This window comes from Mycobacterium paraense (genome assembly GCF_002101815.1).
GTDB classification, from domain to species: domain Bacteria; phylum Actinomycetota; class Actinomycetes; order Mycobacteriales; family Mycobacteriaceae; genus Mycobacterium; species Mycobacterium paraense.
In genome coordinates this window covers 1-15,264 of sequence record NZ_LQPM01000026.1, presented here as the reverse complement: position 1 = coordinate 15,264, position 15,264 = coordinate 1, and the positions used below count along the sequence as shown (strand labels likewise).

The window sequence follows — 15,264 nt, the reverse complement described above, 5'->3', positions numbered from 1 at the left end:
CGTAGGACCTCTCTCACGCGGGCGCCGCAGCGTTTTCCTCCTGGGGCGCCAGCTTGTGGAACAGGTGATCCGCCAAACCCCGCACCGTCGTGATGTCGGCAGAGGTGATGCGTACCCCCGTTTGGGCCTCGATGTGAGTCCGCAATTCGAGGTTGCCCAGCGAGTCCAGGCCGTACTCGGAAAGCGGGTGGTCCACATCAATGTTGCGACGCAGGATCAGGCCGATCTGCTCGGAGAGCAGACGCCGCAGCCGGGTCGGCCACTCGTCGAGCGGCAGGTCGGCCAGCTCGGCGCGCAGTTTGCTTGAACCCGAACGCTTTTCACCCGCGGACTTGAACATCTCGAGGAACTTGCTGCGCTCCGCGAAGGACGCGATCCACGGTGTCCCGATCAGCGGGCTGTAGCCCGTGTACGCGCGGTCGTGGCGCAGCAGCGCCTCGAACGCGTACGCACCCTCGTCGGGAGCGATCGCGGCGCCGCTGCCTTCCGCGAAGTCCGCACCGCGGCCGATCTCGCCCCAGGCGCCCCAAGCGATCGCCGTGGCCGGCAGGCCCTGGGCGCGTCGCCAGTGGGTGAAGGCGTCGAGCCAGCTGTTGGCCGCGGCGTAGGCTCCCTGACCCGGCGAGCCCAGCAGGGCCGCCGCCGAGGAGAACGAGCAGAACCAGTCCAGGTCCGCGGATGCGGTGGCCTCGTGCAGGTTCCACGCGCCGTACACCTTGGGTGCCCAGTCGCGGTCGATCAGCTCGTCGGTGATGTTGGTCAGCGTGGCGTCCTCGACCACCGCGGCCGCGTGCAGCACGCCCCGCAGCGGCAGTCCGGTGGCCGTCGCCGTGGCCACCAGCCGCTGTGCGACGTCGGCCTGCGCGATGTCACCGCACTCCACGATCACGTCAGAACCTATCGCCCGGACGAGCTCGATCGTTTCAAGCGCCTTCTGCGACGGCTCGGAGCGGGAGGTGAGCACGATCCGGCCCGCGCCGGCAGCGGCCATCTTCTCGGCCAGGAACAGGCCCAGGCCACCGAGACCGCCGGTGATGATGTAGGAGCCGTCCTTGCGGAAGACCGGCGCCTGCTCCGGCGGCAGCACCACGCTGCTGCGCCCGGCCTGCGGGATGTCGAGGATGAGCTTGCCGGTGTGCTCGGCCGCGCTCATCACGCGAATCGCGGTGGCCGCCTCGGCGAGCGGGTAGTGCGTGCTCTCGGGCATCGGCAGCACGCCCTCGGCCGTCAACCGGTAGACGTTGCTCAGGATCTCGCTGACCTGCTGCGGGTGGCTGACGGACATCAGACCCAGGTCGACGCCCCAGAACGCCAGGTTGCGGCGGAACGGGAAGAGGCCCAGCTTGGTGTCCCCGTAGATGTCGCGCTTGCCGATCTCGACGAACCGCCCGCCCAGGGCCAGCAGTTTGATGCCGGCGAGCTGAGCCGCGCCCGTCACGGAGTTGAGCACGATGTCCACGCCGTAGCCGTCGGTGTCGCGACGGATCTGGTCCGCGAAGTCGACGGTCCGCGAGTCGTAGACGTGCTCGATTCCCATGTCGCGCAACAGCTGTCGACGCGCCTCGCTGCCGGCGGTGGCGAAGATCTCGGCACCCGCGGCGCGGGCGATGGCGATCGCCGCCTGCCCCACACCACCGGTCCCGGAGTGGATCAGCACCTTGTCGCCGGCCTTGATGCGGGCCAGGTCGTTCAGGCCGTACCAGGCGGTGGCGTGCGCGGTGGTGACCGCGGCCGCCTGCGCATCGGTGAGCCCCTCAGGCAGCGTCGTGGCCAGCCGCGCGTCGCAGGTGACGAACGTGGCCCAGCAGCCGTTGGGGGACATGCCGCCGACGTGGTCGCCGACCTTGTGGTTGGTGACGTCGGGTCCCACGGCCGTGACCACACCGGCGAAGTCGGTGCCGAGCGCGGGCAGGATGTTGTCCAGGCTCTGGTAGCGGCCGAACGCGTTCAGCACGTCGGCGAAGTTGATGCTCGACGCGGTGACCGCGACCTCGATCTGCCCGGGCCCCGGCGGAACCCGGTCGAACGCCGCGAACTCCATCGTCTGCAGGTCACCCGGCGTGCGGATCTGCATCCGCATCCCGTCGTTCTCGTGATCCGCGATGGTGGACAGCCGCTCCTCCGGACGCAGGGGAGTGGGGCACAGGCGCGCGATGTACCACTCGTCGTTGCGCCAGGCCGTCTCGTCCTCGCCGGGCCCCGTCGTCAGCAGCTGGCGCACCACTTGCTCGGCACTGGTCTGCTCGTCGACGTCGATGTGGGTGGTGTGCAGGTGCGGGTGCTCGGACCCGATCACCCGCAGCAGCCCGCGGACCCCGCCCTGGTCGAGGTTCGGGACGTCCTCCGACAACACCTTCTGCGCGTTGCGGGTCACCACGAACAGCCGCGGCGACTCACCCTGCAGCTCCGGGAGCTCGCGGGCGATGCGCACCAGGTGGTGCACGTACTCACCGCCGCGCACGGCGCTCTCGTCGTCCGGGTTGCCGTTCTTCGGCTCGGTGAGCACCACCACGCCGGCGTAGCCGCCCTTTTCGACCTCGTCGCGCAGCCGCTCGGCGATGGCCGGGTGGTCGCCCCGCGCCGGCCAGGACAGCGTGTTGCAGTCCGCCTCGTGCAGCTTCATCGCGTCGGTGAACGCCGTCGCCACGAGGTCGGCGGCGTCGGAGGTGCTGACCAGCAGCCAGGCGCCGGTCTCGGTGGCGGGCACCTCGGGCAGCTGGCGCTGCTGCCATTCCACGGTCAGCAACCGCTCGGCCATCACCCGGGCCCGCTCGCCGCTCGGCGAGACGCCGGTGCCCATCTGCAGCCCGCGCACGGTCAGCAGGACGGTGCCGTGCTTGTCCAGGATGTCCAGGTCGGCCTCGACGGACCCGCCGGTGGCCGCGGTCACCCGCGAGTAGCAGTAGCGGGCCGAGCTCACCGATCCGTGGATCCGCAGCTCGCGAACGCCGAGCGGCAACAGCAGGCCGCCCAGGCTGGCGTTGGCGACGCTCGGGTGCGCGGCGACCGACTGGAAGCACGCGTCGAGCAGCGCCGGGTGCACGCCGTAGTTGGTTTGTTGCGTCCGGATCACGCTGGGCAGCCCGATCTCGGCCAGCACCGTGGTGCCGGTGCCCTCGGCGGTGTGCGCGGCGGCCAGGCCGGTGAAGGCGGGGCCGTACTGAATGCCGCACAGGTCCATCGCGTCGCGAAGGTCGGTGCCCTCCAGGCGGCTCGGGTGCGCCGCCAGCAGCTCCTCGATGTCCACCGCGGCGGGCCGCGCCGCGTCGCCCGAGTCGTCGACGTCCACCAGCACCGCGGACGCCCGCCGTGCCTGGACACCGTCCTCGTTGGTCTCCACGGCGAAGGTGAGCGCGCCGGGCAGCTCCGCGGTCGCGGTGAGGCTGATCTGCGTCTCCTCGTCGAGCATCAGCATCTGCTCGAAGCGGACGTCGCGAACCCCGGACGCGTCACCGAAGACGGTGCGGGCCGCGGCCAGCGCCATCTCGCAGTAGGCCGCGCCCGGCAGCGTCGCCGTGCCGTGGACCTGGTGGTCGGCCAGCCACGGCAGGGTCGCGGTGCCGATCTCGGCCTGCCACACGTGGCGTTCCGGCTCCTCGGGCAGCCGCACGTGCTGGCCCATCAGCGGGTGCACCGCGACGCTGGAGGCCAGCGCGCGCGAGCTGTGACCCTCGCGGCTCAGCAGCAGCGAGCGGTGCGTCCAGGCCGCCAGCGGGGCGTCCATCAGGTGCCCACCGGGGTAGAGCACGGAGAAGTCGACCGTGGCGCCCGTGGCGTACAGGTCTCCCAACAACCCGAGCAGCCCGTGCGGCAGCGGCTGTTCGCGCCGCATCGCGGCGAGCGCGGCCACCGTCATGTCCAGGCTGCGGGCGGTCTGGTCGACCGCGTGGGTCAGCAGCGGGTGCGGCGACAACTCACCGAACACCCGGTAGCCGTCTTCCAGCGCCGCCTGGACCGCGGCGGAGAACCGCACCGTGTGGCGCAGGTTGTCCACCCAGTAGTTGGCGTCGCAGTACGGCTCCTCGCGCGGATCGAAGGAGGTGGCCGAGTAGTACGGCACCTCCGGGGTCAGCGGTTCGATCTCGGCCAGCACGTCGTAGAGCTCGTCGAGGATCGGGTCGACCTGCGGCGAGTGCGACGCCACGTCGACGGCCACCTCGCGGGCCATCACCTCGCGCTGCTCCCACGCCGCCACCAACTCGCGGACCGTGTTCGTCGCGCCACCGATGACGGTGGACTGCGGGGACGCCACCACGGCCACGACGGCGTCGTTGACGCCGCGGGCCATCAGCTCCGAAAGCACTTGCTGCGCAGGCAGTTCCACCGACGCCATCGCGCCTGAACCGGCGATCTTGGTCATCAGTCGCGAGCGGCGGCAGATGACGCGCGCCCCGTCCTCTAGCGACAGCGCCCCGGCGACGACGGCCGCCGCGGACTCGCCCATCGAGTGGCCGATGACGGCACCGGGCGAGACCCCGTAGGACTTCATCGTGGCCGCGAGCGCGACCTGCATAGCGAAGATCGTCGGCTGCACGCGGTCGATGCCCGTCACCTTCTCGGGTGCGGTCAGCGCCTCGGTCACCGAGAAGCCGGACTCGTGGGCGATCAGCGGCTCGATCTCGGCGATGGCCGCCGCGAATGCGGGCTCCTTGGCCAGCAGGTCCGAGCCCATGGTGGCCCACTGCGAACCCTGCCCGGAGAACACCCACACCGGGCCGCGCTGCTCCTGGCCGACGACCTCCTGGAACAGGGCGTCGCCGCTGGCGACCTCCCGCAGCGCGGTGAGCAGCTCCGGGGTGTCGCTGGCCAGCACGGTGGTCCGCACCGAGCGGTGCCCGCGCCTGCGCGCGAGGGTGTAGGCCAGGTCGGGCGCCGGCACGTCCGACGCGTGCGCCTCGACCCAGTCGGCCAACCGTGCGGCGGTTTCGCGCAGCCCGTCGGCCGAGGTGGCCGACAGCGGGAACAGCAGCGTGCCGTCCTCGCGGCTCGGCCGGGGTGCGGCGCCGTTGCGGGACAGCGGCGCCGGAGCCTGCTCGACGATGGCGTGCACGTTGGTGCCGGAGATGCCGTACGCCGACACCGCCGCGCGTCGCGGCTGCACACTGCTCAGCGGCCACGGCGTATTCTCTTGCGGCACAAACAATCCGGTGTCGATCCGGGCCATCTCGTCGGGCAACGCCTCGAAGTGCAGGTTCTTGGGGACCACCCCGTGCTGGACGGAGAGGACCGCCTTCATCACGCCCAGCGCACCGGCGGCCGCCTGGAGGTGCCCGAAGTTGGTCTTCGAGGCGCCCAGCACGCAGGGGTTGCCGATGCCGTAGACCTCGGCGAGGCTGCCGTATTCGATCGGGTCACCCACGGGGGTGCCCGTGCCGTGCGCCTCGACCATGCCAACCGTGCCGGCGTCGACGCCCGCCGCAGCGAGCGCGGCGCGGTACACCTTGGCCTGCGCCTCGCCCGACGGCATCGCGATGTTCATGGTGTGGCCGTCCTGGTTGGCGGCAGTGGCGCGAATCACACCCAACACCCGGTCGCCGTCGCGCTGCGCATCGGAGAGCCGCTTGAGCAACAGCACCACGCAGCCCTCGCCGGAGACGAAGCCGTCGGCCTTGATGTCGAACGCGTGGCAGTGCCCCGTGCCCGAGAGCATGCCCCCCGCCGACGCGGAGGCGGACCGGCGCGGCTCCATCATCACGTTGACGCCGCCGGCGAACGCGAGCTCGCTCTCGCCGTCGTTCAGGCTGCGGCAGGCCTGGTGGATCGCGAACAGGCCGGACGAGCACGCGGTGTCGATCGTGACCGCGGGGCCGTGCAGTCCGAGCGCGTAGGAGATGCGCCCGGACGCCATGCACGAGATGGTGCCGGGGTTTCCGTACGGTCCGTCGAAGGCGTCGGTGGCGGCGTGCACGAATTGGTAGTCGCCGTAGTTCAATCCGACGAAAACGCCCGTTTCCTGGGAGATGGTGTCCTTGGTGAGGCCGGCGTGTTCCATGGCCTCCCACGAGGTTTCCATGAGCAACCGGTGCTGCGGATCCATCGCCGTGGCTTCTTTTTCGGTGATGCCGAAGAACTCGGGGTCGAAGTCGCCCACGTTGTCCAGGAAGGAACCCCACTTGCACACGGAGCGCCCAGGCACGCCCGGCTCGGGGTCGTAGTAGTAGTCGACATCCCAGCGTTCGCCCGGGATTTCCTTGACAAAGTCATCCCCCCGCAGCAACGCTTCCCAAAAGAGGTCAGGGGAGTTGATGCCCCCCGGCAGCCGGCACGCCATCCCGATGACGGCGACCGGAGTCACGACTGCCTTATCCACTGTCCTTCACCTCTCCTTGCCTATCCACAAGTTCCTATCACTGCTGCTCGCTCTTATCTCAGCTTCGAGAAATCTCGCCGAATTTTTTTGCGCGAGCTAGCAACTCCGCGAGCAACACACAAACAACCCACCGACCCCCGCTATCGAAGCCCGCCGTAACAACGTGGCGCGATCAGCAGCGTAGCGGCTCGGCCCGAACCGCGTGGAAAAATCGTGCGAACGTACAAAAATTTAACAACGGCCGAAGCATCGTCGCTGACAGGAAGCTTGGGTCACAGGGTGGTCACATACTTTTCGCACGATTATCGGGCGTAGCGCCGGGCTCGAGTCGCTGCCAGAGCGCCTGTGCCGCAACTGCTCCGGCGACGTGGCGTGCGTGGTGGGCAAACATGACCACGGGCGTTGTCTGCGGGCGCCGCGGTGGGGGTAGCACGAACCGCCCAACCCTGCGCGGGCGAGGCGGAAACAAAATTGGACGCGCCGATGCACTGCATCGGTGATGCGTAATCCCGCCATAGTAGGGGTTATTGAGAAGCCCCGCAGGGAAATCGCTGAAATCTTTAAGATTGCAAGTTAAGCCCGATTTAAAGGTCGCCGAATCATGCGGCGCGGCGATATGACGGGGCGGGCGGCGTAGGTCGTCGAGGGCCGGGCCGGTATTCGGCCTTGGCACTCCGGGCTTTTCGCCCGCACTTGGGCCGGCATCGCCCCGCCCCTGGCTACGATGGCCGATGAACGTGAGGTGTCTCACCAGTACACGGAGTGTTCACGCGATGACCGCACCTATCGGGCAAGCCCGGGTCCCCCGACTGCCGGTTGACGAGGCCAAAGCCGCCGCCGACGAGGCCGCGGTGCCCGACTACATGGCCGAGCTCAGCATCTTTCAGGTGTTGCTCAATCATCCGACGCTGGCGCGAGCCCTCAACGACCTGCTCGCCACCATGCTGTGGCACGGCGCCCTGGACCCGCGGTTGCGGGAGCTGGTCATCATGCGGATCGGCTGGCTCACCGGGTGCGATTACGAGTGGACGCAGCATTGGCGGGTCGCGTCGGGACTGGGCGTGAGCCCCGACGACATGCTCGGCGTGCGCGATTGGCGGGGGTATGACGGCTTCGGGCCCACCGAGCGCGCGGTGCTGGCGGCCACCGACGAGGTGGTGCAAGACGGCGCGGTGAGCGCGGAGAGTTGGGCCGCATGCTCGCGCGAATTACGTGGCGACACAACGGTTCTCATCGAGCTCGTCACCGCCATCGGGGCGTGGCGGATGGTCGCGTCGATCCTGCACAGCCTCCAGGTTCCGTTGGAAGAAGGCGTGTCGAGCTGGCCGCCGGACGGCCGGTCGCCTGACGATTGACTTATCAGTCAGTAACTCTTAGCGTCGGGCGATGCGAACCAGGGTCGCCGAGATGCTCGGCGTTGAGTTTCCGATCTGCGCCTTCAGCCATTGCCGCGATGTGGTGGCGGCGGTCACCAACGCGGGAGGCTTCGGGGTCCTCGGCGCCGTCGCGCACAGCCCGCAGCGTCTGCAGAACGAGCTGACCTGGATCGAGGAGCAGACGGGCGGCAAGCCGTACGGTGTGGACCTGTTGTTGCCGCCCAAATACGTGGGCGCCGAGCAGGGCGGGATCGACCCCAAACAAACCAGGGAGCTGCTTCCCGAGGAGCACCGCGCGTTCGTCGAGGACATCCTGGCCCGCTACGGCGTCGCGGCGCCCACCGAGGAGCCCAAGGCGTCCTCGGGCGGCCTCAACATCTCGCCCAAGGGCTACGAGCCGCTGCTGGAGGTGGCCTTCGCCCACAACATCCGGCTGATCGCCAGCGCGCTCGGGCCGCCCCCCGCCGACCTCGTCGAACGCGCCCACCAACACGACGTTCTGGTCGCCGCGCTGGCCGGCACCACCGAACACGCGCGACGCCACGCGGCCGCGGGCGTCGACCTGATCGTCGCGCAGGGCACCGAGGCCGGCGGCCACACCGGAGAGGTGGCGACCATGGTCCTGGTGCCCGAGGTGGTGGACGCGGTGGCGCCGGTTCCCGTGCTGGCCGCCGGCGGCATCGCCCGCGGTCGCCAGGTCGCCGCGGCCCTGGCCCTGGGCGCGGAGGGGGTGTGGTGCGGGTCGGTGTGGCTGACCACCGAAGAGGCCGAGACGGTGCCGGTCGTCAAGGAGAAGTTCTTGGCGGCCAGCTCCTCGGACACCGTGCGGTCCCGGTCGATGACCGGCAAGCCGGCCCGGATGCTGCGCACCGCCTGGACCGACGAGTGGGCCCGCCCGGACACCCCCGACCCCCTCGGCATGCCGCTGCAGACGGCGCTGGTCACCGGCGCGCAGGTGCGCATCAACCAGGCGGCCACCCATCCGGGCGCCGAGGCGCGGCAGCTCGCGACGTACTTCGTCGGTCAGGTGGTCGGCTCGCTCGACAAGGTCCGCCCGGTGCGCTCGGTGGTGCTCGACATGGTGGAGGAGTTCATCGACACGATCGGCCGGCTCGACGGCCTGGTCGATACGTGACCAGCGCGACCCGGCGGCGCCGCGCGGTCAGCGACGAGGACAAGTCGCAGCGGCGCGACCAGATCATGGGCGCGGCCAAAGAAGCCTTCGCGCGCAAGGGTTTTCACGCCACGACGATCGCCGACATCGCCAAGCGGGCCGGCCTGGCGTACGGCTCGGTCTACTGGTACTTCGACTCCAAGGACGAGCTGTTCCACGCGCTGATGGCCGCCGAGGAGGCAGCGCTGCGCGGCCACATCGCCGCGGCGCTCGGTGTTCCGCTGGACCGCAACGGGCAGGAGGAATCGCTTCGCGTCGCGGTTCGCGCGACGCTGGAGTTCTTCGAGTCCGACAAGGCCACCGTCAAGCTGCTGCTCCGCGACCCGTACGCGATGGGCGAGCGATTCGAGAAGCACCTCGGCGGGATCTACGAGCGGTTCGTCGACGACATCGAAACCTTCATCGTCGCGGCCCAGGAGCGCGGTGAGGTGGTGGCCGCGCCGCCGCGCATGGTGGCGTACACGCTGGCGGCGCTCGTCGGGCAGCTGGCGCAGCGGCGGCTGAGCACCGACGACGACGTCACGGCGGCCGAGGTCGCCGACTTCGTCGTGGCGCTGGCCCTGGACGGGCTGCGACCGCGCAACGCTGGCTAAAGCCTGTGTGCGCGCGTAATGAACGCATAAAGATTGGGTGACACGGCGCCGGCGGGTTTGACCCGGTCGTGACCGTCGTGCATTATCGGTCGCGTATGCACCTCGTTAGGTGAGGCGTCTACACGAATACAGGCCACTGACCCCGAACGTCCAAAGACGCCCCGGGTCAGGACAGCTCCTCCCGGCTTAAGGGTTGAGCCCAGGTGGCTTCCGGATATCGGACACGTCGTGTAGTGCCAAAGCTCTGACGAGAGGGGTGCGGATCTCCGGCGAGCGCCGGTTTCTGTACTCCTTTTGGTGCGCGTAGATCGTGCGACAACCGCACGCGTCGTGACGTCGAGGAGGTGAGGGACGTATGAGTTCCAGCGACAGTCCGGGCCGAAGTCCGAACTGTGTTTCGTCCCGATCCGTTCTCCGAAGCGACCTTCGCGGCTAGCCAATCGGCTTCGCGGCCAAGCGTTCTGGGGTTCGGAACCACTGCGGGACGGGACACGTCAGTCCATTCAGTCCTCGTTTTTGATTCCGACAGGAGACGATCATGACCGCAGTTCTGCACGACGAAGTGGTAAGCGTGGCGCCCGCCCCCGTGCTGACGGTGGTGCGCGACGGCGACCCGGCCCCCGCCCGCGAGAAGGCGGCACGCCCGGTCGAGCGCCGGACCATCGTCATCAGCGACCCGGTGGTGGACGGCGCCGCCCACCTGTTGAGCATCGGCCTGCGTCACGTGTACGCGGCGCTGTGGCGCGTTGGTGTGCTCGAAGTCCGGGCGTGACCGGATGGAGAGCGACCACGGCTCCGAGGGGCTACCCGGCCGCAGGTCTTTCCTGAGGCCAGGTAGCCCCTCGGAGTGCGGCGTTTGAGTAGAATCGGCGCAGTGGCATCGATCCGGCGATCACCGGGGAGCCTTCGGAAGAACGGCCGGCGCGGCTCAGTAGAACCGAACGGGTAGGCCCGTGACAGCCTGCATCGAGCGGTCGCGCGCGAGCGCGGCAAGCGGGGTGGTACCGCGGCGCTCGCGCACCGTGCGCGTCGTCGTCCCCGGCCTGAGCAGGACGGCCACAGGAGACGACACACATCGTGACCGACAACGCTGACGTCAAGGCGTATCCGAAGCTGGCGGGCGGGGCGCCGGACTTCCCGGCGCTGGAGCTCGAGGTGCTCGACTACTGGGCCCGCGACGACACCTTCCGGGCCAGCATCGCGCGCCGCGACGGCGCCCCGGAGTACGTCTTCTACGACGGGCCGCCGTTCGCCAACGGGTTGCCCCACTACGGGCACCTGCTCACCGGGTATGTGAAGGACATCGTTCCGCGCTATCGCACCATGCGCGGCTACAAGGTCGAGCGCCGGTTCGGCTGGGACACCCACGGGCTGCCCGCCGAGTTGGAAGTCGAGCGCCAGCTCGGCATCACCGACAAGTCCCAGATCGACGACATGGGCATCGCGGCGTTCAACGAGGCCTGCCGCGAATCGGTGCTGCGCTACACCGACGAGTGGCAGGCGTACGTCACGCGCCAGGCGCGCTGGGTCGACTTCGACAACGACTACAAGACGCTGGACCCCAGCTACATGGAGTCGGTGATCTGGGCGTTCAAACAGCTCTGGGACAAGGGCCTGGCGTATGAGGGCTACCGGGTGCTGCCGTACTGCTGGCGCGACGAAACCCCGTTGTCCAACCACGAATTGCGGATGGACGACGACGTCTATCAGAGCCGCCAGGACCCGGCGCTGACCGTCGGATTCAGGGTGGTCGGGGGAGAACTGGACGGCGCCTACCTGTTGGTGTGGACGACCACGCCGTGGACCCTGCCGTCGAACCTCGCGGTGGCGGTAAACCCGGACGTGACCTACGTGCAGGTCCGGGAAGGCGAGCGCCGATTCGTGCTGGCCGAGGCCCGGCTGGGCGCCTATGCCCGCGAGCTGGGTGAAGAGCCCGAGGTGCTGGGCACGTACCAGGGCGCGGATTTGTTGGGCACCCGCTACCTGCCGCCCTTCCCGTATTTCATGGACGCGGCCGACGCTTTCCGGGTGCTGCGGGGCGATTTCGTCACCACCGAGGACGGCACCGGAATCGTGCACATGGCGCCGGCCTACGGCGAGGACGACATGGCGGTCTGCGAGGCGGCCGGCATCGCGCCGGTGACCCCGGTGGATTCCAAGGGCCGCTTCGACGCGACCGTCCCGGATTACCGGGGGCAGCGCGTCTTTGACGCCAACCCGAACATCATCCGGGATCTGAAGAACGGCAGCGGCCCGGCGGCGGCGAACGGCGCGGTGCTGGTCCGCCACGAAACCTACGAGCACCCCTACCCGCACTGCTGGCGGTGCCGCAACCCGTTGATCTACCGGGCGGTGTCGTCGTGGTTCGTCGCGGTCACCGCATTCCGGGACCGCATGGTCGAACTCAACCAGCAGATCACCTGGTACCCCGAACACGTCAAGGACGGCCAGTTCGGCAAGTGGCTGCAAGGTGCGCGCGACTGGTCGATCTCGCGAAACCGCTACTGGGGCACGCCGATTCCGGTGTGGAAGTCCGATGACCCGGCCTACCCGCGCGTCGACGTCTACGGCAGCCTGGACGAGCTGGAGCGCGACTTCGGGGTGCGGCCCACCAATTTGCACCGGCCCTACATCGACGAACTCACCCGGCCCAACCCCGACGACCCCACCGGTCGCAGCACGATGCGGCGCATCCCCGACGTGCTCGACGTGTGGTTCGACTCGGGCTCGATGCCCTATGCCCAGGTGCACTACCCGTTCGAGAACGACGAGTGGTTCGACAGCCACTACCCGGGCGACTTCATCGTGGAGTACATCGGCCAGACCCGCGGCTGGTTCTACACACTGCACGTGCTGGCCACCGCGCTGTTCGACCGGCCCGCCTTCAAAACGTGTGTGGCGCACGGGATCGTGCTGGGCTCCGACGGCCAGAAGATGAGCAAGTCGCTGCGCAACTACCCGGACGTGTCCGAGGTGTTCGACCGCGACGGCTCCGACGCCATGCGGTGGTTCCTGATGGCCTCGCCGATCCTGCGCGGCGGCAACCTGATCGTCACCGAGCAGGGCATCCGCGAGGGCGTGCGGCAGGTGCTGCTGCCGTTGTGGAACGCGTACAGCTTCCTGGCTTTGTATGCACCGAAAGTCGGTACCTGGCGCACGGATTCGACCAACGTGCTGGACCGCTACATCCTGGCCAAGCTCGCGGAGCTGCGCGCGGACCTCACCGAGTCGATGGAGACCTGCGACATCTCCGGGGCGTGTGAGCAGCTGCGCCAGTTCACCGAGGCGCTGACGAATTGGTATGTGCGACGGTCGCGTTCGCGGTTCTGGGAGGAAGACGCCGAGGCGATCGATACCCTGCACACCGTGCTGGAGGTGACCGCTAGGTTGGCTGCGCCGCTGTTGCCGTCGGTCACCGAGATCATCTGGCGCGGGTTGACCTTCGGCCGCTCGGTGCACCTGACCGACTGGCCCGAGGCCGACGCCGTTCCGGCGGACGCCGATCTGGTCGCCGCGATGGACCAGGTGCGGGAGGTCTGCTCTGCCGCGTCGTCGCTGCGCAAGGCCAAGAAGCTGCGGGTGCGCCTGCCGCTGCCGAAACTGACCGTGGCGGTGGACGATCCGCGGCGGCTGGAGCCGTTCGTCGACCTGATCGCCGACGAGCTAAACGTCAAGCGCGTCGAACTCACCGACGCGATCGACACCTACGGCCGGTTCGAGCTCACCGTCAACGCGCGGGTGGCGGGCCCGCGGCTGGGCAAGGACGTGCAGGCCGCCATCAAGGCGGTCAAGGCCGGCGAGGGCGTCGTCAACCCCGACGGCACCCTGAGCGCCGGTCCCGCGGTGCTGCAGCCCGACGAGTACAGCTCCCGCCTGGTGGCCGCGGACCCCGACTACACCGCGGCGCTGCCCGACGGTTCCGGCCTGGTAGTGCTGGACGGCACCGTCACCCCCGAGCTGGAGGCCGAGGGTTGGGCCAAGGACCGGATCCGCGAGTTGCAGGAGCTGCGCAAGTCGACCGGGCTGGACGTGTCCGACCGCATTCGCGTGGTGATGGCGGTGCCCGCCGAGCGGGCCGACTGGGCGCAGGCGCACCGTGATCTGATTGCGGGGGAGATCCTCGCGACCAGTTTCCAGTTCGCCGAGCTAATACCCGAGGCCGTCGCCATCGGCGACGGCGTTAGGGTCGCCATCAGCAAGGTGTGACCGCGAAAGTGCAACTGGCGACGCGTTTCCCGAGTGAGGGCGTCGGCAGTTGCACTCTCGCGCGGTGTCGGAGGCCCGTGGCACTCTTCGGCCATGGGGGAAGGGCACACCATTCATCGGCACGCACGCGGTCGATGCCGGCACGTTGACGGAGCGTGAGCTGCGACGGTCGTGCACCCGGATTTATCGCAACGTCTACCAACGCCGTGGCAGCGTCCTGACCGCGAAGGATAGGGCGGTGGCCGCCTGGCTGTGGTCGGGTAAGCAGGCGGTCGTCGCCGGGAACTCCGCGGCCGCATTGCTCGGCGCGGAGTGGGTCGATCCCGAGGCGCCGGCTGAACTCATCAGCAGCCGCAAACGTCCGCCGCGCTTGATCGTGACCTGGGACGAGTCGTTGTCGGCCGGGGAGATCACCGCGGTCAACGGCGTCGCGGTCACCTCGCCGGCCCGCACGGCGTTCGACTTGGGACGACGGCCCGGGCTGGTGCCCGCCGTCGTCGCCGTCGATTCATTGGCGAGGGCCACCCGCCTTGCGGTCGAGGAGGTGCTGCCGCTCATAAAGGCGCACCGCGGCGCGCGCGGGATGAAGCAGTTGCGACGAGTGCTCGCCCTCTTCGATGCGGGCGCCGAATCGCCTCAGGAGACTCGGACCAGGCTCGTGATCATCTCCGCAGGCTTGCCCAGACCGCGGACACAGATACCGGTGCACAACGAGTGGGGCGCAGTCGTGGCGCGCATCGACATGGGCTGGGAGCAGTGGCGCGTCGGTGTCGAATACGACGGCGCGCAGCACTGGACCGACCCGCGCATTCGGGCCAACGACATCGACCGCGCCGCTGAATTGGAGCGACGGGGCTGGCGCATCGTTCGAGTGAGTGCCGACCTGTTGCGCAGCCGTCCGGACCTCGTCATAGCCCGGATCCGTGAGGCTCTGGCGGCGGCGGGCTGTCCCTGCTGACCGCGAAAGTGCAGCTGGCGACGCATTTCGCGAGTGAGGGCGTCGGTAGTTGCACGCTCAGGAGAAAAAGTTTCGAAAAAAGTGTCCGAGCCGTCGGGGATGGCTGCTCCTACCTGTGACGGCGGCCCAACGGGGGTCGCGACCACAGTTAAGGAACACACCATGAGCACCATCGAAGACTTCCAGTCGATGACCTTCGCCGCCCTCCCGCACGACGAGCTGACGGTCGCGGCCGTCCCGCACGAGGACCTCACCGTCGCCGAGGCGTGGGCGTCGAGCCCGCTGGGGGACCCGGCCATCGAGGACGGATCCCTGTCCAAGCCGTCGAACTTCGAGGACTTTCCGGCCACCACCGCGACCGCGAAGCCGCGGTCCAGGAGCACGAACGCCCTGGTGGCCGGCGCCGTCGTCGCGGCGCTCGGCGCGGTCGCCGGCCTGGGCCTGATGCTCATGGACGGGTGGGGCAATGAGCAGAAGCCGGCCGTCGTGGTGCCGAATTCGGCCGTCAGCCCGGTGGCGCCGCAGGCCCCGAGCGCGGTTGCGCCGCCACCCGTGGCGCCGGCCCCGCCCCCCGCGGCGACGCCTCCCGACGCCAACCAGGTTGCGCCCGCCACCAGCGGACCCGCCGCCCCCGTCGTCATCCTGCC

8 protein-coding genes and 1 riboswitch are annotated in these 15,264 nt (G+C 69.1%); of the genes, 7 read left to right on the top strand and 1 reads right to left on the bottom strand.

What is annotated here, in order from left to right:
• Window positions 1–13: 13 nt before the first annotated feature.
• Window positions 14–6,310 carry a sulfolipid-1 biosynthesis phthioceranic/hydroxyphthioceranic acid synthase gene (gene pks2 / locus AWB89_RS20330; RefSeq protein ID WP_085176086.1) on the bottom strand — a complete coding sequence of 2,099 codons (6,297 nt, stop codon included), beginning with the start codon at window positions 6,308–6,310 and terminating at the stop codon, window positions 14–16.
• Window positions 6,311–7,083: 773 nt separating this feature from the next.
• On the opposite strand from pks2, the gene AWB89_RS20325 reads away from it, so the two are divergent.
• The 7 genes from AWB89_RS20325 to AWB89_RS20295 form a co-directional block, all read left to right on the top strand.
• Entirely contained in the window at window positions 7,084–7,665 is a 582-nt protein-coding gene (locus AWB89_RS20325; protein WP_085096681.1) for a carboxymuconolactone decarboxylase family protein, read from the top strand.
• 31 nt (window positions 7,666–7,696) lie between these two features.
• On the top strand, window positions 7,697–8,821 hold the full coding sequence (locus AWB89_RS20320; RefSeq protein ID WP_085176085.1) for an NAD(P)H-dependent flavin oxidoreductase: 1,125 nt from the start codon (window positions 7,697–7,699) through the stop codon (window positions 8,819–8,821).
• Window positions 8,818–9,453, top strand: coding sequence for a TetR/AcrR family transcriptional regulator (locus AWB89_RS20315; RefSeq protein ID WP_241520547.1), 636 nt, complete (start codon window positions 8,818–8,820; stop codon window positions 9,451–9,453). Before AWB89_RS20320 ends, AWB89_RS20315 begins: the two co-directional genes overlap by 4 nt.
• A gap of 94 nt (window positions 9,454–9,547) precedes the next feature.
• Window positions 9,548–9,716, top strand: a riboswitch (M-box (ykoK) riboswitch).
• 275 nt (window positions 9,717–9,991) lie between these two features.
• Window positions 9,992–10,225 carry an Rv1535 family protein gene (locus tag AWB89_RS20310; RefSeq protein ID WP_085096672.1) on the top strand — a complete coding sequence of 78 codons (234 nt, stop codon included), beginning with the start codon at window positions 9,992–9,994 and terminating at the stop codon, window positions 10,223–10,225.
• 305 nt (window positions 10,226–10,530) lie between these two features.
• The gene (gene ileS / locus AWB89_RS20305) at window positions 10,531–13,659 is read left to right on the top strand and encodes an isoleucine--tRNA ligase (RefSeq protein WP_085176083.1); all 3,129 of its coding nucleotides are present in this window, start codon (window positions 10,531–10,533) and stop codon (window positions 13,657–13,659) included.
• Between the two features lie 64 nt (window positions 13,660–13,723).
• Window positions 13,724–14,617 (top strand): DUF559 domain-containing protein, encoded by an 894-nt coding sequence (locus tag AWB89_RS20300; protein WP_241520546.1) that lies wholly within the window; start codon window positions 13,724–13,726, stop codon window positions 14,615–14,617.
• Between the two features lie 162 nt (window positions 14,618–14,779).
• A partial coding sequence (locus AWB89_RS20295) for a hypothetical protein (protein WP_420914896.1) occupies window positions 14,780–15,264 on the top strand: 485 nt, incomplete at its 3' end.